Origin of the sequence: Frankia alni ACN14a, from assembly GCF_000058485.1 — a bacterium.
Lineage (GTDB): Bacteria > Actinomycetota > Actinomycetes > Frankiales > Frankiaceae > Frankia > Frankia alni.
The window spans coordinates 1,325,088-1,344,603 of sequence record NC_008278.1 but is presented as its reverse complement, the minus strand read 5'-3'; the positions used below and the strand labels follow the sequence as shown (position 1 = coordinate 1,344,603).

The following is a 19,516-nucleotide window of genomic DNA, read 5'->3' as shown; positions in this document are numbered from 1 at the left end:
CCCGACCGCCGCCGCGGCTCACCCCCCGGCGGTGGTCCCGCGGTCGGTGAGCAGGTCCGCCGACCGGGTCGCCCTGGCCCCGGCGCTGTCCTTGGCGAAGGCGAGGGCGAGCAGCAACCGGGCCCCGAGCCCGGCGCCGAGCAGCAGCCGCAGGGGCGCGCGTGCCGGCCCCGGGTACTGCCGGGACAGGTAGCGGAACATGCTGCGGTGGTGGGCCACCACCATCCGCCGGGACGACCGCTTCGTCGAGTGCCCGCCGAGATGCTCGACGACCGCCGACGGCACGTACACCGACTGCCAGGACGCCGCCCCGATCCGCCGGCCCAGGTCGACATCCTCCATGAACATGAAGTACGACTCGTCGAAACCGCCGACCGCCTCGAACGCCTCCCGGCGCAGAAGCTGGCAGGAGCCGGACAGCCAGCCGGCGGTCATCTCCCGCGGGGCACCCCGCTCCCGGCGGTAGGAGGCCGTCCACGGGTTCGTCGGCCAGCACCAGCCGAACAGCGCGTGGCCGATCCCCCGCCCCAACGAGGGCAGGTCGCGGGCCGAGGGGTAGAGGGCGCCGTCCGGGTTGGTGATCCCGGGGCCGAAGGCACCGCCGCCGGGCCAGCGCCCCGCCGCGGCGATCAGCTCGTCCAGCGCGCCCGGCTGGAACGAGATGTCGGCGTTGGAGATCACCAGCCAGGGCGCTGCGGCGCCGGCGGCACCCCGGTTGACGGCGCTGCCGTAGCCGAGGTTGCGGCCCGGGCGCAGCAGCCGCGCCTCGGCGCGCTCCCCCGCCGCGCGGGTGCCCGCGTCGAGCTTCGGGGAGTTGTCGACGATGACGACCTCGTAGGCCCGGGTCGTCGCCTTGGCCACGGAGTCGAGGAACGCTCCGATGATCTCCCCGGACCGGAAGGTCACGACGACGACCCGAATCTCCGGCTCCACACCCATGTCCTCGCCCACCCGTCTCACCGACCCACCCGACTCCACCGACCACCCCTGCCCGCCGGCCTGCCCGCCGCGCCGGCCTGGCCGGCCGAGCCGGCCGCTCACCGCGCCGGCCCGCCATCCGTCCGACCGACACGGCCCGCGCCGCCGTGGTGACGGCGAGCGGCATCGGTGCCGAGGAAACCGTAGCGCGCCCTTTGTGGCGGTCTTCGCCCCGGGCCGGCTTCCCGCGAGAAGCCCATCACGAGGCACGGGGCCGACGGGCAGGCTCGCGCCCAGGGGCCGCCGTCGGTCGGCGGTCGGTGGGCCGGGCGCGCCGCCCTCGGGCCGCTCAGCGCTCGGCGACGGCCCGCGCGTAGCTCGCCAGGTGGGCCTCGGCGCTCGCCGCCCAGGTGAACTCCCGGGCCCGCGCGAGGCCCGCCTGCCCGAGCTGGTCACGCCGCTCGGCGTCGTCGAGCAGGGCGCCCATCTCGCGGGCGATGGAGTCCGGGTCCGGCTGGGTGTAGGCGACGGCGTCCCCGCCGACCTCCGGCAGCGACAGCCGCGGCGTGGTCAGCACCGGCGCGCCGCAGGCCATCGCCTCCAGCACGGGCAGCCCGAAACCCTCGCCGTGCGAGGGGTAGGCCACCAGCGACGACCCGCCCAGGTACCCCGGCAGGTCGGAGAATCGCAGATAGCCGGGCCGGATCACCCGCAGGTGGCTGGGCACCGAGGCGACGGCCGCATCGACGTCGTCGTCCCAGCCCGAACCGCCGGCCAGCACGAGGGCGGGCGGCTCGTCCCGCCAGTGCACCGCCTCGGCCCAGCCACGGATCAGGTTCGGGACGTTCTTGCGCGGCTCCAGCATCCCGAGGAAGGCCACGTAGCGCGCGTCGCCCAGGCCGAGGCGGCGGCGCACCCGCAGCTTGTCCTCCTCGGTCGGCGGGTGGAAGGTCGACGTGTCGACGCCGTGGTAGGCGACGTCGGTGGTGGTCGACTCCCCGTCGAGCACGCGGATGAGCTCGTCCCGGGTCGCCTTCGACGGGACGATGATCCGGGCGGCGCGGCGCACCGCGGTGCGCATCGCCGAGCGGAAGAACGTCCCCTTCACGGCCGTGTGCATGTCCGGCTCGGTGAAGAAGGTGACGTCGTGGATGGTCACGCAGACGGGCTGCTGGGCCCGTAGCGGCATCGTGTAGTGCGGTGAATGGATGACATCGGCATTCACCTGCTCCGCGACCAGTGGCAGTCCGGTCTGCTCCCACGCCAGCCGCGCCGGCCGGTGGGCGATGGCCGCCGGCCCGGACAGAACGGTGGCATGTGGAGCCATCCGGCTGTAGCGTTCCTCGTCCGACCGCTGGCAGACCAGCGCCATGTCCGCACCGGCCGCGCCCAGCGCCGCGACCAGCCCGTCGACATAACGCCCTACGCCACCACGGTCGGCCGGGACCGAAGTCGCGTCGACGAGCACCCGGGGTCCCACGGCGCTCCTTCCCTGACGCGCCACCCTGGCAGGGGTGGCCGCTTGCTTCACGGTGACCGCTTGCTTCCCAACGGGGGCAACACTACGCCCGCCCGTCAGCGGCGACGGACACGGCAGGGGAGCCGCCGACTCGACGGTAGAGCGCCCACGTCGCCTCCGCCGCCGCATTCCAGGTAAATGCCTGTGCACGCGTGCGTCCGGCAGCCGACAGCCGCCCCCGCAGGTCCGCGTCGCCGACGATCCGGGCCACCGCGGACGCCAGCGCGGCGGCGTCGCCGACGCCGACCACCAGCGCCGCGTCCCCCGCGACCTCGACCAGCGCCGGAGCGTCGGAGATCACCACCGGCACCCCGTGCGCCATCGCCTCCACCACGGGCAGGCCGAAGCCCTCCGACCGACTCGGCGCCAGCAGCACCCCGGCGCGCGAGAGCACGACCGCGAGATCCTCGTCACTGATCCGCCCAAGAGTGCGGACCCGGGAGCCGTCCAGACCGTGCCGTGCCGCCTCGGTGCGCACATCGAGTCCGCCCCACCCGGCCGCCCCGACGTGCACCAGCGGCAGGCCCGGATCGTCCGGTCGCCGCAGCGCGGCGAGCGCGGTGTCCAGCCCCTTGCGCGGCTCCAGCGTGGCCAGGGTGAGCAGGTAGCCACCCGGCGGGGGCAGGCCCAGCCGGGCCGCGCGGGCATCGGCGTCGGCCGGCACGCGGACGACCGCCTCGGCCACCCCTTCGCCGATGGCGTGCAGCCGTTCAGGGGGGATCGGCAGGTGCCGGGCCACCTCGGCGGCGACGGCCAGGGTGGGGACGATCACCGCGTCGGCGTGCCGGGCGGCGCGCTCACCCATCAGCCGGTGCCAGCGCGCTCCGTGTGGGGTCAACGTCTCGGGATGGGTCCAGGGGACCGCGTCGTGGATGGTCACGACCAGCTTCGGCCGAGGGCGGCGTCGGTCGAGGGCGTCGCCGAGCGCCGGCGCGACGCTGTGCGCGGCCCACGCGCCCAGGGGCGGCCGCGCCGGACCTCCCGCCGGCCGGCCGGTGGAGTCGTTCGACGAGGGCCACGACCGAGGCTGGTCGGCCGGGGACGAGCCGGACCAGCCCACGAGGGAGCCGTCGGCCAGGGAGCCGTCGCCACGGGAGCCGGGCGGGTCGGTCTCGCGGCGCAGGGACCGCGACCGGTCGGAGGGGCCAGCTCGACCCGAGCCGCGCAGGGTCTCGACCACCGAGCCGGTCACCCGGCCGGCGGTCCCGCCCGCGGGCGGAAGCAGGAGGGTCGGCGCGTGGATGACGTCCACACCGGTCGGCGCCGGGCCGACGCCACGCGACCAGGCCGCGGCCAACGCCCGGCGGGGCAGGCCGAGGCGCAGCGGGCCGAGCACGCCCGGCAGCCCCGCGCCCTCGACGCCGCGCCGCGCGGCGCACCAGCCGACCACCCCGTCCCCCGGCGCGGCGCGACGGGCGAGGGCGGTCGCGAGCTCGGCGGAATAGCGGCCGGTCCCACCCGGAACCGGCGCGAGCAACTGCTCGACCAGGAAGCCCACACGCACGGGTCACAGTCTGCCCCTGCCCTTCGGCGATGCCCGGTTCGGGGGGCGGTCGACCGAACACCGAGACGAGGCGAGCCCCGGCCACCCGGCAGGCGGCGCCCGGCAGGCGGCAGCGACCCCGAGCAGATCGGAGGCGCTCGGCTAGCGCTGCCGGCCGCGCAGGGCGGCGACGACCATGATCAGGCAGAACAACCCGCCGAGGAGATACCCCCACCAGCGTTCCCCGTCGGCGGCGTCGGCCGCGGCGCCACCGCCGAAAATGATCAGACCGAACAGCAGCACCGTGAGCAGCGCGGCGACCGCCCGCTGGGCGAGGCGGGAGCTCGGCGGCGGGGGCGGGCCCGTGCGGGGCGGGGGTGGGGTGCGGCGCGAGGGAGGGGTACGGGACGGGGGCGTGGTGCCCGGCGGGGGTGTGGTTCTGGACGGGGGTGTGGTTCCGGACTGGGGTGTGGTGCCGGTCGGGGGTGGGGTGCGCGGCGGGGTGCGACGCGGCCCCTCACCGGGCCGGGAGCGCCGGGCCATCGACTCAGCTCCCCCGCTTGCGGGCGTGGGTGAGCACCACGCTGCCGGCCGTGTCGGGGGCGCGGCGGTCGGCCAGCGCGACGGCCGGAGAGAGCACCGCCGCCGCGTTCCACCCGGCCCGGCCGCCCTTCGCGGACAACGTGAGGTACAGCCGCTCGGCGCGTTCGCTGCGGAACATGTACGTCTGGCGGACGACGTCCAGCCCGGCGTCGTCGAGCAGCTTCGCGAGGTGCTCACCCGGATAGGTGTGCTTGACGTGGTAGCGCGCGCGATGGCGGTCGAACAGGTCCGGCCAGGCGGTCGCCCGGGTCAGCGCGTCCGCGGACATCACCAGGTCGCCGCCGGGCCGCAGCACCCGGGCCATCTCGGCGAGCGCGGCCGGACCGTCGTCGAAGTGCTCGATCGCGCACACCGACATGACGACGTCGAAGGTGGTCGCCGCGAAGGGCAGCGCCAGCGCGTCACCCTCGACGAGTCCCGGATGACCGCGCAGCCGGCGGCCGAACTCCAGCTTGTGCCGTGCCAGGTCGAGGCAGACGGCCCGGGCCCCGCGGCGGGCGGCCTGCCCGGCCCAGTAGCCGTCACCACCGGCCACGTCGAGCAGCGTGCGCCCGGTCAGCTCGCCTGCCCACTCCAGCAGGGTGCCGACCTCGCGGCGGCGCATCACGTGGACCTGGTGACCCACGAAGGCGAGGGCATCGTCACGTACGGGGCTCACCAGTCCGCCTTCCGTTCCGGCCGTTGTTGACGGACAGTCTGCCCGCCATGTGGGCAGCGTTCGCGCCTGGACCCGTCAGATATACCTCGCGTGGTCGTTGCCGGACGCGACGCGACGAGCCGGGCTGCCGGCCGGACCACGGCCGGACCGGGTCGGCTCCGGCCGGCGATCGGGCCCGATCGCCGGCCGGAGCCGCCTGGACGCCTCATCCGCCGCCGGATCCGGCGACGAGCGCGCCGAATACCGCGTCGAGGTAGTTCCCCCAGGCCGCCTGCGGGTCGGGCGGGCTGACCTTCGCTCGGAGGTCGGCGAGCACGCCCGGCTCGTACAGGCGGCGCAGGGCCGCGGCGAGCGCGTCGACGTCGTCCGGCGGGACCAGCAGGCCGTCGACTCCGTCGCGGACCGCTGCGGCCAGGGTACCCACGGTCGTCGCGATCACGGGCAGGCCGTGCAGGTGCGCGAGATCGACGTTCTGCGACGCCGTGCCCGCCCGGTAGGGCAGCACGAGGGCGTCGGCACCCGCGAACAGTCCGGGCACCTCGGCGGCGTCGACGTAACCGGCCCGCACGTCGACCCGGCCGGTCAGGCCGAGTTCGGCGATGAGGCGGGTGGTCTGCGCGGCGTCGCCCCAGAACTCCCCCGCGACGGTGAGCCGGACGTCCGCCGGGCCGCGGGCCAGCGCCCGCAGCAGCACGTCCAGCCCCTTGTAGGGCCGGACCAGCCCGAAGAACAGCAGACTGCGTCGCGGCCGGTCATCCGCCGCGGCCTGCGTGCCGGCCGCGGCCTGGGCGGCGGACTCGGCCTGGGCGGCGAGCTCGGGTGTCTCCGGGCGCCGCCGGGTCGGCGAGGACCACAGGTGCGGGGCCATCTCGGCCACCACCACCGGCACCGGGGTGAGCGTGGCGGCGAGCTCGGCCTGCGCCGGGGTGTGCACGAGCACCGCGGACACCCGCCGCAGCACCGCCCGGATCAGCGGCTCGTCCACCGCGCGCCGCTCGTGTGGCAGGACGTTGTGGCACAGCGCCAGCACCTGCGGGCCGCCGCCACGACCCCCGGCCCGGCCGCGCAGGGCGGCGAGGATGGCCAGGTAGGCGGGCGCCTGGATCGGGCTGACGACGACCAGCACCACCGCGTCGGCCTCGCGCCCCAGCCGCCGGCCCAGCCGGACCCAGCCGTCGGGCCGACGCCAGGACAGCGGATAGCGGGTCGCGCCGAACGGTTCCATCTCCGGCTCGGCGACACGCTGCACGCCCGGGTAGAGCCGCGCCGGGTACTGGTCCGACCAGGACTCGATCACGACCTGGTGCCCCCGGGCGGCCAGCCGGTGCGCGAGCTCGGTCGTGTGCTGGGCGATCCCGCCCTTGTAGGGGTGGGTCGGGCCGATGACCGCGACACGCATCGTCAGGTGTTGCTGCGGGAACGGGCGACCAGGTCACCGATCAGGGCGAGCACGGCGATCTGGAAGCCGACGAGGATCGCGAGCAGGGTCGAGGTCGCCACGTGGAAGTCGTAGCGGACGAGGTCCACGATCAGCTTGACGAAGCCCAGCCCCATGATCCACAGGGCTATCGGCATCAGCACCTTGAGCGGGTCGAAGTACATGACCATCCGCAGCACCTGGAGGATGTAGCGGCGCGCGTCGCGGAAGGGGTGGAACTTCGACGTCCCGGCGCGCTTCGCGTAGTCGATCGGGATGTAGTCGACCGGGTGCTGGTTGGACAGGAACGACATCGTGATCGTGGTGACGCAGCTGAAGCCGGGCGGAAGCAACCGCAGGTAGGGCAGGGAGACCTCGCGGCGGAAGGCACGCAGACCGGAGTTCAGGTCCGGGATCTTCATCCCGGACAGCCGTTGGGCGATCATCCGGATGAGCCACTTCGCCGGCACCCGGGCCCACTTGTGGGTCCCCTCCTCGGTGAGCCGGGCCCCGACGACCTGGTCGACGTCGAGGTTGTCGTCCAGGTAGCGGACGAACTCCGGGATGCGCTCGTTCGGATACGTCATGTCGGCGTCGGTCCAGACGACGATCTTTCCCCGGGCCTCCTGGGTGCCGATGCGCCGGGCCGTGCCCGAGCCGCCGTTGCGGCGGAACGGCATGATCCGCATCCGGGGGAAGCGGGGGGCCGCGTCGCGCAGGACGGCGAGGGTGTTGTCGGTCGACTTGTCGTCGATCGCGAGGATCTCGTAGGCGTACCCGCTGGCGTCCATCGCCGCCGTGATGCGCTCCAGTTCGCGCACCACGTGATCCTGCTCGTTGTAACAGGGCAGGACGATGGTGACATAGGGGACGTCGGGTGCGAGCGCGACGAAGTCGTCGCCGGCCGCGGGCTGCGTCGGGGTGCTGCCCTCCGGATGGTCGGGCTTGTGGATGGCGCTGACACTCACGTCGGTGTGGCTCCCGGTCGTCGTTCCCGGCGGTGATCGCCGCTGCGGGGCGGCGGGCCGGTGCATGGCGCGGCCCGACGTCGTCCCCACTCCGATCGCCGGTCCGTGGCGGTGATGCGCGGTCCGTCCATACAGGCGCGCCGTTCTAGAGTGGCACGTCCCGCCCCGGGGTCCGACGACCGGGCCGACGACCGGCCCACCTCGGCGCCTACTGTTTGCACCGTGGCTGCGTTCAGAAGTGATCTACGTGAATACGTGCGGCACGTGCGGACGCTGCGGGCCGCACGGGAGACCTCGGCCCGTTCGTTCGTCGCGGGCCTGCGTTACCCGCTCGCCCACAAGCAGCCGATCTGGCTCGGCTCGCCGACCGTCATCGAGGGCCGGGAGCGCATCGAGTTCGCCGAGGGCGCGGCGCTGCGGGTCGGCCTCGGCGGGTTCGGCCTGTCCACGAAGCGCGACACCTCGATCATCCGGGTGCATCCGGAGGGCCGGCTGCGCTGCGAGGGAGTCGTCTCGCTGCAGCGGGGCGTGCGGATCGTCGTCGACTCCGGCGTGCTGGAGCTGGGCCCCGGCGCGAACGTCAACGGGTTCGCCAAGATCCTGGTCCGGGAACGGGTCTCCATCGGGGCCTACTGCAACGTCTCGTGGAACACCCAGCTCCTCGACAACGACTTCCATCCCATGGTCGTCGACGGCGTCGAGCAGCCGGTGAGCGGGCCGATCATCCTGGAGGACCGGGCCTGGATCGGCACCGGCGCGATCGTGCTCAAGGGTGTCACCGTCGGCGAGAGCGCGGTGGTGGCGGCGGGCTCGGTGGTCACCCGCGACGTCCCGCCGAAGGCCGTCGTCGCCGGGTCGCCGGCGAAGGTCGTCGGCCACATCGACTCCTGGCGCTGAGGCACTCCCGGCGCTGAGGCAACTCCGGCGCTGAGGCACTCCCGGCGCTGGGGCAACTCCCGGCGCTGAGGGGCGGGCTCCGGGCTGAGGCGTGCGGCCAGGGGCGGACCTACCGCTGAGGCCACCGGTCTGCGACGCCAGTCTCGGGGGAATGCTGCGGACGGTGAGCTGCGCCATGCCGGGAAGCGCCTCGCCACCGTCCGCGACCAGGGCCGATACGCCGATACCCGGACAGTCAACCGAGTGGGGGTGTCCGTAACATGACAGCACCTCCGTCCGATGGGACCGTGCAGAGCTTGGGTGACTCCGTGGATTCGACCGCAGCGGCCCGCGCCGCCACCACGCCCGCCCCGGCAGTGATCCCCGACGGGACCCGCTTTCGACCGTGGCGCATCCTGCGCACCGCGCCTGCGACCATCTGGGCGATCACCCTGCTGTTCACGGCGGTGCTGGCGGGCTGGTCGGTGATGATGCCGCAGTACCACGCGCCCGACGAGCCCAACCACGTCGACGCCGTGATGCGCCTGGTCGAAGGCAAGGGCTGGCCCCACCCGGGGCACGTGATCGTGACCCGCGGCGGGGTGGGCGCGATCATGGCCGCGCCCTACGGCACCGACAAGCGGCCGCGGGACCTGTCCGCCGGGCCCTTCACCGCCGCGCAGGCGATGCCCCGGGACGAGCGGCCGAGCTGGGAGGAACTGGAGCGGACGCCCGCGCCCAGGGGCGGCATCCAGCAGATCGTCCAGCACCCGCCGCTGTACTACTGGGTCAACGCGGTGATCCTCAAGGCGATCCCGGGCGGGGGCGACGACCTGCGCTGGGACGAGATCATCGGCATCCTTCGACTGGTCAGCGTGGCGATGGTCGCCCCGCTGCCGCTGCTGGCCTGGGCGGGGGCGCACCGGCTGTCCGACGGCAGCCGGGTGGCGGGGACCTGCGCGGCGCTGGTCCCGCTGGCCATCCCGGAGCTGGCCCACATCGGCTCCAGCGTCAACAACGACAACCTGCTGGTCCTGACCGGCGGGCTGGCGACCGTGAGCATCGTCTACGTGCTGCGCGGGGACACCTCGCTGCGCACGGCGGCGTGGACGGGTGGCTTCGTCGGTCTCGCCCTGATGACGAAATCGCTGGCGATCGTGCTGGTCCCGATGGCCGCGCTGGCCTACGTGCTGGCCTGGTCCCGGGCCCGGCGGGATGCCCGTGCGCTGCGGGTGCGCGCGCCCGCGGCGGACCCGGCCGGCACACCTCCACCTGGGGCGAGCACCGGCCGCGGCGGCACGGCGAGTACCGATGACGCGGCGAGTACCGATGACGCGGCTGGTGCAGGCGGTGCGGGCGGTGCGGGCGGTGCGCTGCCATCGGGCGGCGGCCGGGCCGACATCCGGCCGTTTCGGCTCGCCGACGCTGGACCGGCCGGGCCCTCGGCCGCCGCCCAGCGACCCCCCTGGCGCCAGATCCTGCTCGGCGGGGCGCTCATGGTTGCCCTGGGTGGCTGGTGGTGGATCGTCAACGTGGTGCGCTGGGGCGCCTTCCAGCCGGAGACACCCGGCTTCCCGCTGGGCCAGTACCTCGGTGACGACTGGGACGCCTACTGGGAAATCCTGATCAACGGGACGATCCTGCGCTGGTGGGGATCGTTCGGCTGGTTCGAGGTCAACCTCACGACCATCCCGGTCCGCACCGGCACCGCCCTGGTCGTCTTCTTCTTCGCTCTCGCGCTCATCCGGGCCCGCAACTGGCGCATCCGGGTCGACCTGCTGCTCCTGCTGTGGGTCACCTGGGGCCTGTTCGGGCTGATGACGGTGCAGTCCGCCAAGAACTTCGACAAGCAGTTCCACGTCAGCGGCATCTCTGGCCGCTACCTGTACGCCGGGCTGGTGGCGCTGGCGATCGGCATCGGGCTGGGGGCGGCGGCCACCGGTCGTTACCTGGCACGAGTCATGCCGCTGCTGTTCCTCGCGGGCGCCGTCACCCTGCAGGTCTGGTCGATCAGCATGGTGTTCCCGCACTTCTGGCGGCCCAGGGACGGTGACCTCGGCGACGCGTGGGACGACATGACGGCCTGGTCGCCGTGGTCGGAGGGAACGCTCGTCTTCATCGCCGTCGCGGTGTGCGCGCTCGCGGTGACGACCCTGGCCGGCTGCCTGTGGGTGCTGGTCATCGGCGAGCGCGACGCCCGCCCGTCCCGGTCCGGCCGCGCGGTCGTCCTGTCGGACCCCCGGAGCCAGGGGCTACGGCAGGCCGCCCACAACCGCGCCGCCCGGCTGCACCGCGACACCCTGGCCAGCGGGCAGCCCCGGCCCGAGGGCGCCGACGCCCCTGACGCCCCCACCGGCCCCACCGGCCCCGAGGGCGCCGAGGGCGCGCAGCCGCCATCCCCGCCGGCGCACGGCGACCCGCCGCCGCCGGATCGGTCCTCGGCCAGGCCCCAGCCACAGACCCCGGCCACGACGAACCAAACACCCGCAGTGGCCCAACCAGGATCGGCACCGACCTCAACGTCCACGTCGCCGACCGCAGCCGCAGCCGCAGCCGCAGCAATGTCGCCGTCGGTGACGGAACCGCCGCTGAACACCGCGACCGCCGAGGTCGATGGCGCCCGCCATCCCCAGCCCCGCTGACCCGCGACCGGCGGACCGGCGACCGCCGGCATAGGACCCGATATCCACTGCACAGCGTGCGCGCTCACGCGCGCAGCGGCACACTGGCAAGGAGCCCGGACCGACCGAGACGGCACCAGCCGGGCCCAACGGACCATGAGATGATGATCGTGCACACGAGGTCCGCGGTGTCGACCATCTCAGCTCGGGGGGAATCTTGCGCCGCAAGCGGGAGACGGGCAGGGCGCGGGGGGAGACACCCCAGCCCGCGCCGCCGCCCGGCCAGGGCCCGGCCGCCACGCCGCAGCCCACCGCGGTGCCGTTCCCGCCCCCACCGCTCGAGGGAACGCCCGCGCCCGTCGGGGGAACACCGCCTCAGGCTGTAGCGCCCGCCACCCCGGCGGCCCCCAGGCCGGTGCCCCGTTCCTCGCCGTCCCAGAGCCCACCGCTACCCCCGAACCTGCTGCCGCACGCCGCCCTGGCCGCCGCGACCGGGTTGGCGAGCGCCGCCGGTGCGGGATCCGCCGGGGCGTCCGGCGTAGCGTCCCCGCCACCGCCCGGGGCGTCGTCCCCGCCACCCGGGGCGCCTTCTTCGCCGCCGAGTGGCGCGCAGGCCGCGCCACGCGGCCCGGTGAGCCTCCCGTCGGCGGCCGACGGGGCTGCCGCGGGCGGGTCGGGACCGGGCGGCCCGGTCGCGCCCCTCGACCGCGACGACCCGCGGGAACTCGTCCACGTCGAGCTGCTGGGCCGGCTCGGTGAGGGCGGGATGGGCACCGTCTACCTCGGGCGGGGCCGCCCCGGTGTGACCGGGTACGCGGGCCGGCTCGTCGCGGTCAAGGTGATCCGGCCGGACCTGGCCCGGGTGCCCGAGTTCCGGGCCCGGTTCCGCCGCGAGGCCGACATCGCCCGCCGGGTGGCCCGGTTCTGCACCGCGGAGGTGCTCGATGTCGTCGACCCCCCGGACGGGCTGCCGTACCTCGTCACCGAGTACATCGACGGACTGACCCTCGCCCAGAGCGTGGCGGCGGAGGGCCCGCTGCGCTCGGCCGACCTGGAACGCCTCGCGGTGAGCGTCGCGGCGGCGCTGACGTCGATCCACGGCGCGGGTCTCGTGCACCGCGATCTCAAGCCGTCCAACGTCCTGCTGTCCTCCCTGGGCCCACGGGTGATCGACTTCGGGATCGCGCGGGCGCTGGACGCCCAGACGATGCTGAGCCAGGAGATCCAACGGGTCGGCACCCCGGCGTTCATGGCGCCCGAGCAGGCCAACGGCGAACCCGTGTCGGCCGCGGCGGACGTGTTCGCCTGGGGCGGTCTGGTCACCTACGCGGGGACCGGGTCGTTCCCCTTCGGCGACGGCCCGACACCGGTTCAGCTCTACCGGGTCGTGCATCGCGAGCCGCTGCTCGACGGCCTCGACCCGGCGCTTCGCCCGATCGTCGAGGAGGCGATGCGCAAGGACCCGGCCGCCCGGCCGACCGCGCAGGAGCTGTTCCTGCGCCTGGTCGGGATGGGACCCTCGACCCATCCCGATCCCGACGTGACCCGCGTCATCCGGTCCGCGGCGCCGATGCTGGCCCCGCCCCAGCGCGCCGGGACCGACGGCGGCGGATCGTCGCTCGGCGCCAAGCCGACCGGCCGGGTGCGGCCTCGGCCTGCCGATCCGGCCCGCCCCGCCACGTCGCCCGACCACGCCCTCGACACGCCCGACCGCTCCCCCGGCGCGGCGGCGCAGGGCTGGCCTGGCGACCCCGCCGCCGCACGTGCGGACCTCGGCGCCGCGGGAGGATGGCCGCCGCCAACCGATGATCGGGGCGGCCCGCCATCCGCCGCCGGCCCTGGCCACCGTGGCCCGGCCGTCGGCGATCCGGCGCGGGGCGGCCTCGACGCCGGCCCGGCGGGTGCGGGCGCCGCGGACGACCCCGGCGCGCCGAGCCGGCGCCGCGGCCGGTGGGACCGGCGGCGCATCGCGCTGCTCGCCGCGCCCATCCTTGCGGTGCTGCTGATCGCGGCGTTGATGCCGCTGGCGCTGACCACGGGCGGCGGCCAGCGGCCGAGCCGGGAGGAGACCGCGGCCCGCGTGGCGCTGGCCGCCGAGGCCGTGCGCAACTCCGACGCGGACCTCGCCGCCCGGCTGTCGCTGGCCGCCTACCGCATCAGCCCGGTGCGCGAGGCCCGCGCCGCGCTGCGCACCTCCTTCGCCGCGGCGACCGCCAGCGTCCTCACGGGGCACACGGCCTCCGCGCTCGGCGTCGACATCAGCCCGAACGGGCGGCTGCTCGCCTCGACCGGCGCGGACGACCTCGTCCAGCTGTGGGACATCTCCGACCGAGCGCATCCGGTGAAGCTGTCGACCCTGACCCGGCACACATCCTGGGTCCTCGACGCGGCGTTCAGCCCGGACGGCCGGACGCTGGCCACGGTCAGCTACGACCGGTCGGCGATCCTGTGGGACATCAGCGACCCCCGCCATCCCGCCGAGCTCGCCGTGATCCACGGGCACAACGGCTGGGTCCTCGACGCCGCGTTCAGTCCGGACGGCCGGACGCTGGCGACCTCCGGCTACGACAACACCGCCCGGCTGTGGGACGTGACGGATCCGCGCCATCCCACCGCGCTGTCCGTGCTCGACCGGCACACGAGCTGGGTCAACGAGGTCGCCTTCAGCCCCGACGGTCACCTGCTGGCCACCGCGAGCGCCGACCGGACCGCCCGGCTGTGGGACATCACCGATCCGCGCCGGCCGCGGCCGTTGGCGGCGATCACCGCGCACACCGACTACGTCTGGACGGTGGCGTTCAGTCCGGACGGGCGGCGGTTGGCCACCGGCGCCTACGACGGCACGGCCCGCCTCTGGGACATCACCAACCCGTCGCGCCCGGCGGCCACCGCGTCCTTCCCCGCCGACGAGAAGTGGGTGTTCGACCTGGCCTTCAGCCCGGACGGCAGGACGCTGGCCACCGCCGGCTGGGACACGACCGTGCACCTGTGGGACGTCTCCGGCACCGGCCGACCGGCGTCGGTCGGCACGATCAACGGGCACGGCGACTGGATCCAGGCCCTGGCCTGGACACCGGACGGCAGCGGGATCGCCACCGCCAGCGACGACTACACCGTGCGGATCAGCCGCATCGACGACGCCAGCCTCATCGCCGCCGCCTGCGCCGACCCGTCGAAACAGATCGACGACGCCGAATGGCAGCGGCACATCGCCGATGTCCCCTACCAGCCGGTCTGCTGACCGCGGGGCCGGTCGTCACGCCCGGGCGTGGCCGAGGACGTTCACGACGTTGCCGTCCGGATCCCGGACGAAGAATCGGCGCACGCCCCACGGCTCGTCGGTGAGCGGGTGGACGATGCCGGCACCGGCGGCGAGAGCCGCGGCATGGGCGGCGTCGACGTCGTCGACCTCGACCGAGACGGCCGGGACGGCCGGTGCGGTGAGGTCGTGCGTCAGCAGGGTGAGCTGCGGGCCGGGTCGATCGGGATCGCTCAGCGTCACGACCCAGCCGTGGTCCATGATCGGCTCAAGCCCGAGAACGGCCGCGTAGAAGCGCCGGGCGGCCGGCAGGGAGCGGGACGGCAGGTCGGCGACGATCCGGAGAACAGCCATGATCCACCTCAGGGGACGGCGGCGATACGGACGGCCTCATGATGGCGGCGAGCCGCCCGGACCGGTCGAGCAGGACCGGCACGGCCAGCACCCCGGCGAGCGCGGCTCCACCAGCGGCGAACCGGCCGCTGCCGGAGCCGGCCATGAGGCCGGGGCCGTTCCGGATCGGGAAGCCGTTGTCGGTCGAGGAGCCATGGTCCTACCCGGGCGGGGGTGCGCCCGGATCGCTCGGGCCACCCCGCGCCGGGGCACTCGGCCGGCGGCGCAGGGCGGGCAGGGCGGTGCGGGCGGTGCCGGTGTCGGCGATCCGGGTCTGCACCCGTGCCAGCCGTTCCTGCCCGGTCGGGCCCAGTCGGGACCGCAGCGCCGAGCCTGCGATCCGGGCGACCTGTCGGAGCCTCGGCTCGTCGGCGTCGGCGGCCGGTCGGTGGCCGTGGACAGCGCGCTCGGCGTCCTCGGCCTCGCGCCGACGCAGGGCGGCCAGCTCGTGCTCCAACTGGCCGATGCGGTGCAGGTGCTCCAGTTCGAGGGCGGCGAGCCGGCTGCGCTCGTCGTCGAGCCGGGACCACTCCCGCTGGCGCGCGCGGGCCATCGCCGCCGCCGCGTCCTGCAACCGCAGCACGTGCAGGTACAGGTCGACGCGGTTGCGCTCCATCCGGGACAGCAGTCGGTTGGAGACCCACGGCGTGAGCAGGTCCGCGATCCGGCGGGCCCACGGCGCCCGACGGTCGACCACCACACCCAGCCCGAAGATCGGCGCCACCGTGAAGAACCGCAGGTCGGAATGCTCTGCGACGAAGTCCTCGATCGCCGTGCGCACCCCGTTGCGCGGTCCGCCCTCGGTCAGCGCCCAGGCGAACGCCCCCATCCCGCGAAAGCCCCCGCGAACCACCCCGGGATCGTCGATTTCGACGCCGACGTCCCACGAGTGCGGCTGGCGAGCGTCCGCGGGGACCCGGTCCGGGTTGTAGTACTGGTCGCGCCGCCCCGCCGGCCAGCCGACGTCGTGCAGGACCACCAGCGGGAAGTACGAGCGGCTGAACCGGGCGACCGCGTCGGCGATCGCGGTGAGCTCGCCGTGCACGGTGGCGTAGTTGTGATCCCCGTCGATGAGGTAGGCGTCGGTCGGCGCGTGGCCGTCGAGGGCCTGCGGGCTGTAGCCGCGGATGACCTGCACGTCGAGCCCGCCGCCGGAGGTCGGCGCCACCCCCGGGTCCGGGTCGACGACGACGAGCCGACCACCGCCGCCGCGGCGGAGCAGGTCGACGAGCAGGGAGGTGGTCACCCCGCTCTCCGAGCCGATCTCCGCCACGCTGCGCGCGCCGGCGGCCTCGATCAGCGGAACCCAGATCTCCCGCAGGTCGGACAGGGAGTGCAGCAGCAACGGCGCGAGCGTCGGCTCGGCGGCGTCGCCCACGTCGAGGGCATGATCGTCCTTGCGGGCGAGGCCCGACCCCGGCCCCGTCCGGCCACGATCGCTTCCGGCGAGATCGGTCCCGGCAGGATCGGCCCCGGCAGGATCATCGCCGGCGCGGTTGGGGCCGGCGGCGATGGCCGCGAGCTCGGCAAAGCTGTCCCGAACGGCGCCGTGCTCCTCCGGATCCACCGATCCGGTCCCGGCCGCGGGACCGGTACCAGCCGCAGGATCGGGGCCGCCCGCAGGATCGGGGCCGCCCGCAGGATCGGGGCCAGCCGCGGGACCGGGGCCGGCCTCGGCCGCGGCGGGTGTCGCCACGTCGGTCGCCGTCGCGGACGCCACCGGGGAGATCCCCGCCGGGGGCGCCGCGGACGGAGCTGTGCTGGACTGGCGGGACGGACCACCGCGCACCTCGAACGGGCCCCGCACCGCGGGCTCGTCCGGCTCGGCACCCTCGCCCCGTACGCCCCGGGCTCTCGGGGCATCAGCGCCGTTCAGCGGTCCGATGGCAGCGGGTTCGGGGTCCCGCTGGTCGGTCACCGCAGTCCTCCGAGCTCGCGCCGGATCTTGCGGGCCGCCCGGACGGGAAGCCCGTCCCGGGCCGGGCCGGCGGCCGGCAGGATCAGCGCGTCACCCCGGATACCCATCCAGCCGAACGCCATCTCGACCTCGAGCGCGTAGACCCCGGCGAGGTGCGGCTGGGTGGCCAGGTCGATCGTGTAGACGAACTGGGGGTCGTCGCCGAGGATCTCCACCAGGTTCGGCTGCAGCAGCCGCAGGCCGACGAGCGCGAGCTGCTGGGCGGGGTCGTCCAGCGAGGTGATGGTCACCTTGTAGGGCTCGGCGATGTTGTTGATGTGGAACGACAGCGTCAGCCAGTCCAGCCGCAGCAGCCCGCGCCGGCCGGCCGGGTCGATGCGGATGCGGCGGGCGCCGACGGCCTCCACGCTGAGCCGGACGAGCGACAGCCCGTCGCGGGCCGACCGGGTCAGCGCCGTCTCCTTCACCCCGTTGACGAAGTCGGCCCCGGTGTCGACGTAGACCTCGACGGGCCCGGCCGCGGCCTCCGGCGAGACCTCCTCGGGCGGGACGCCGGCGGCCGCGGCCAGCCCGCTGATGACCGCGAGCGGCCGGTTGGCGACGCCGGCGACGCCCGCCGGCCAGTACAGCTCCCGCATGGAGATGCGGTCGATGTCGGCCGGGGTGAGGTAGGGCATCCGGCGCACGAGCTCCGGCGGCAGCAGACCCTCGGTGGCGTCGGAGCCGAAGTTGTCGTCGTGGGCCCAGGAGCCGAACGCGGCGGCCTCGGCGGCGGTGGGGCGGGCGACGAAGCGGGTCAGCATGCGCAGCCCGGCGCGGCGCGCCCCGGCGGAGGCCAGCGACGGCATCGGGGTCTCCGAGCGCCGGTAGCGCAGCCATTCCCGCTGGAAGGCGAGGATGCCGTCCTGCACCGCGGCGCGCTGGGCGACCTGGGTGCGCGAGGTCCGGTCGATGCTGAGGACCGGGTTACTCATCTCGTCGAACGAGACCAGCGACCCGACGTCGGGCATGCAGAGCTGTTCGAGCACCTCGGGGCTGCGCATGAGCTGGTTGGCCATCGTCTCCGGCTGCCCGCCGGAGGCCACGTAGCCCTCCAGCTCCATGCCGGCGAGCCGGTGGCTCATCGCCGCCTGGTTCGTCGCCAGGTACAGGCCGAGGATGTCCAGCTTGCGCCCGGTGGAGGCCAGCAGCCGGGTGAGCAGCGCCTGGATGGTGCCGCCCCAGCCCAGGTCGAGGAAGACGACCCGACCGGTCTCCGGCAGCTGGCTGTCGAGGTAGCGCACGTAGCGCTCGCGCAGCCGGGTGGCGGTCAGCACGATCTCGCTGCGGATCCGCTCGTCCGAGCAGAGCTCCTCGAGGGTGTCGTCGAGCAGGCCCGGCACGTCGAGGCGCCGGTCGGCCAGCGCGGAGATGCCGGCGACGTGCTCCAGCCGGACGCCGAGCTGGCGCAGGAGCTGGCCGACGCTCGGCGCGTGCCGGCGGACCAGGAAGCTCTTCAGCTCCTGCGGGCTGCCCTCGAACACGTTGGACAGCGCACACACCTGCCGGGACGCCCACATCGTCGACACGGACACGCCGACGTCCTCGCCCGGGTCGACGAGCAGGCGGGACAGGAAGTCCCCCTCCCGCATCAGGCAGTAAATGTGGTCGGCGCCGAAGTCCCGCGCCCGCTCCACCGCCCATTCGGCGAAGCCGGCGAAGACCGGGCCGAACACCGTGGCCCCGGTCTCCCAGTAGCGGCGCAGCCCGGCGGGCACGGCGAGGGCGTCCGCGCGGTGCAGTGTCCGGGCGCGCAGGGCCGTCATCCCGAAGTCGCCGTCGACCGGGTCGATGGGGACGTCGTCGCCGGGCTGGTTGCGCAGTCCCTCCAGGTCGAGGGTCTGCCGCAGCGATCCGGCGTACTTGGGGTAATGGATGGCGACGAGCCCGTGCTCGCGGGCGCCCTCGACGTCGGCGACGGGATGGTCGCCGAGGTGGACCACCCGGGACGGCTGGAGGTTGGACGCGGCCAGCATGTGCTGGAACAGCCCGTCGCTCTTCGAGGTCCCGGCATCGGAGGAGGTGAAGATCCGGGTGAACGGCACCCCCGAGAGCTCCGGCCGGTTCAGCAGCCGTTCGAGCTGGCTGGCGGAGAAGTAGGTGTCCGACAGCAGGTACACCGGCAGACCGAGCTTGGTCATGGCGAGTTCGGCGAGTTCGACCACGGCGAGGTCGGCCCGGCACAGTTCGCGTTCGACCGCGACCTCGGCGTCGATCAGGTCCTGCACCCCGGCGGTGCCCGGCAACGCGGGCGCCAGCACCTGCCAGATTTCGTCCAGGCGCACCTCGTGGGTGCCGCGGGTGTCGTGGGCGTGCAGCCGCGCCACATGCTCGGCGTGCACGCGCAGCCGGGCGAACTCCCCGGGCGAGACGCTGGGCGGCAGGTGGCCGGCGTCGGCAAGCCGGTGGCCCAGCAACACGAACGCGTGGGTGGGTTCGGGCACCATGCGCCACAACAAGGTGTCGAAGACATCGAGAGTCAGGGCCTGTGCCCCGCCCGACTCCAGATGCGACCACACTTCGCGTAGTCGGACGTCGGTGAACACGGCCGTCCTCTCCATGCGACCGGTATGGCCGCCTCCGCCGGGTCGGCCCCGACGGCCGCCAAACGTCGGGAATCCCCCACGCGGCATCGGCCGGCCGAAGCCAGATGGACGGGTCGATACTATGAACCCCGTTCCGGACACCGGCCACCGGACCGGGTGGCGGCGCCGGCTCGGTCCGGGCACGGTACCGTCACGATTCTGCCGAGAAGCGGTCCGGTTCGCCGTTGCGCTCCGTCGGCCATTCACCCGCGACCGGGACGACACCCCCGGTGGGGCGCATCACCCCTCGGTGGGCGCA

The 19,516-nt window shown here is 74.5% G+C and carries 13 protein-coding genes; 3 read left to right on the top strand and 10 right to left on the bottom strand.

The window, feature by feature from the left end; genetic code table 11:
• Positions 1-18: 18 nt before the first annotated feature.
• The 7 genes from FRAAL_RS05480 to FRAAL_RS05450 form a co-directional block, all read right to left on the bottom strand.
• A complete protein-coding gene (locus FRAAL_RS05480; protein ID WP_041940195.1) occupies positions 19-939 on the bottom strand; it encodes a glycosyltransferase family 2 protein in 921 nt (306 codons plus the stop codon).
• A gap of 328 nt (positions 940-1,267) precedes the next feature.
• On the bottom strand, positions 1,268-2,398 hold the full coding sequence (locus tag FRAAL_RS05475; protein WP_041938882.1) for a glycosyltransferase family 4 protein: 1,131 nt from the start codon (positions 2,396-2,398) through the stop codon (positions 1,268-1,270).
• An 82-nt stretch (positions 2,399-2,480) separates the two neighbouring features.
• Positions 2,481-3,941, bottom strand: coding sequence for a glycosyltransferase family 4 protein (locus FRAAL_RS05470; protein ID WP_011602453.1), 1,461 nt, complete (start codon positions 3,939-3,941; stop codon positions 2,481-2,483).
• Positions 3,942-4,082: 141 nt separating this feature from the next.
• The gene (locus FRAAL_RS05465) at positions 4,083-4,463 is read right to left on the bottom strand and encodes a hypothetical protein (RefSeq protein WP_011602452.1); all 381 of its coding nucleotides are present in this window, start codon (positions 4,461-4,463) and stop codon (positions 4,083-4,085) included.
• A gap of 4 nt (positions 4,464-4,467) precedes the next feature.
• Positions 4,468-5,181: a class I SAM-dependent methyltransferase gene (locus FRAAL_RS05460; RefSeq protein WP_011602451.1), complete on the bottom strand. Its 714-nt coding sequence runs from the start codon at positions 5,179-5,181 to the stop codon at positions 4,468-4,470.
• Positions 5,182-5,386: 205 nt separating this feature from the next.
• Complete coding sequence (locus FRAAL_RS05455) at positions 5,387-6,580, bottom strand: glycosyltransferase family 4 protein (protein ID WP_011602450.1); 1,194 nt, start codon at positions 6,578-6,580, stop codon at positions 5,387-5,389.
• Positions 6,581-6,582: 2 nt separating this feature from the next.
• Positions 6,583-7,566 carry a glycosyltransferase family 2 protein gene (locus tag FRAAL_RS05450; protein WP_011602449.1) on the bottom strand — a complete coding sequence of 328 codons (984 nt, stop codon included), beginning with the start codon at positions 7,564-7,566 and terminating at the stop codon, positions 6,583-6,585.
• A 222-nt stretch (positions 7,567-7,788) separates the two neighbouring features.
• Between FRAAL_RS05450 and FRAAL_RS05445 the strand changes: the two genes are divergently transcribed.
• The 3 genes from FRAAL_RS05445 to FRAAL_RS05435 all read left to right on the top strand — a co-directional run bounded on the left by FRAAL_RS05445 (position 7,789) and on the right by FRAAL_RS05435 (position 14,304).
• Positions 7,789-8,463, top strand: a complete 675-nt coding sequence (locus FRAAL_RS05445; protein WP_173402678.1) for an acyltransferase — start codon at positions 7,789-7,791, stop codon at positions 8,461-8,463.
• A 308-nt stretch (positions 8,464-8,771) separates the two neighbouring features.
• Positions 8,772-11,084 (top strand): DUF2142 domain-containing protein, encoded by a 2,313-nt coding sequence (locus tag FRAAL_RS05440; protein ID WP_231861517.1) that lies wholly within the window; start codon positions 8,772-8,774, stop codon positions 11,082-11,084.
• 745 nt (positions 11,085-11,829) lie between these two features.
• Positions 11,830-14,304 (top strand): WD40 repeat domain-containing serine/threonine protein kinase, encoded by a 2,475-nt coding sequence (locus FRAAL_RS05435; protein ID WP_011602445.1) that lies wholly within the window; start codon positions 11,830-11,832, stop codon positions 14,302-14,304.
• A 15-nt stretch (positions 14,305-14,319) separates the two neighbouring features.
• Here FRAAL_RS05435 and FRAAL_RS05430 read toward each other — a convergent pair whose 3' ends face one another.
• The 3 genes from FRAAL_RS05430 to FRAAL_RS05420 all read right to left on the bottom strand — a co-directional run bounded on the left by FRAAL_RS05430 (position 14,320) and on the right by FRAAL_RS05420 (position 19,218).
• On the bottom strand, positions 14,320-14,676 hold the full coding sequence (locus tag FRAAL_RS05430) for a VOC family protein (protein WP_011602444.1): 357 nt from the start codon (positions 14,674-14,676) through the stop codon (positions 14,320-14,322).
• A 199-nt stretch (positions 14,677-14,875) separates the two neighbouring features.
• Positions 14,876-16,633 carry a class I SAM-dependent methyltransferase gene (locus tag FRAAL_RS30205; RefSeq protein WP_157891991.1) on the bottom strand — a complete coding sequence of 586 codons (1,758 nt, stop codon included), beginning with the start codon at positions 16,631-16,633 and terminating at the stop codon, positions 14,876-14,878.
• The gene (locus FRAAL_RS05420; protein WP_011602441.1) at positions 16,630-19,218 is read right to left on the bottom strand and encodes an HAD family hydrolase; all 2,589 of its coding nucleotides are present in this window, start codon (positions 19,216-19,218) and stop codon (positions 16,630-16,632) included. The genes FRAAL_RS30205 and FRAAL_RS05420 overlap by 4 nt, the downstream gene beginning before the upstream one ends.
• Between the last annotated feature and the right edge of the window lie 298 nt (positions 19,219-19,516).

What these genes read in the sequence shown, in the direction of transcription:
- FRAAL_RS05480 (WP_041940195.1), bottom strand. Translation starts at nt 939, where the DNA reads ATGGGTGTGGAGCCGGAGATTCGGGTCGTCGTCGTGACCTTCCGGTCC.
- FRAAL_RS05465 (WP_011602452.1), bottom strand. Translation starts at nt 4,463, where the DNA reads ATGGCCCGGCGCTCCCGGCCCGGTGAGGGGCCGCGTCGCACCCCGCCG.
- FRAAL_RS05455 (WP_011602450.1), bottom strand. Translation starts at nt 6,580, where the DNA reads ATGCGTGTCGCGGTCATCGGCCCGACCCACCCCTACAAGGGCGGGATC.
- FRAAL_RS05435 (WP_011602445.1), top strand. Translation starts at nt 11,830, where the DNA reads ATGGGCACCGTCTACCTCGGGCGGGGCCGCCCCGGTGTGACCGGGTAC.
- FRAAL_RS05430 (WP_011602444.1), bottom strand. Translation starts at nt 14,676, where the DNA reads ATGGCTGTTCTCCGGATCGTCGCCGACCTGCCGTCCCGCTCCCTGCCG.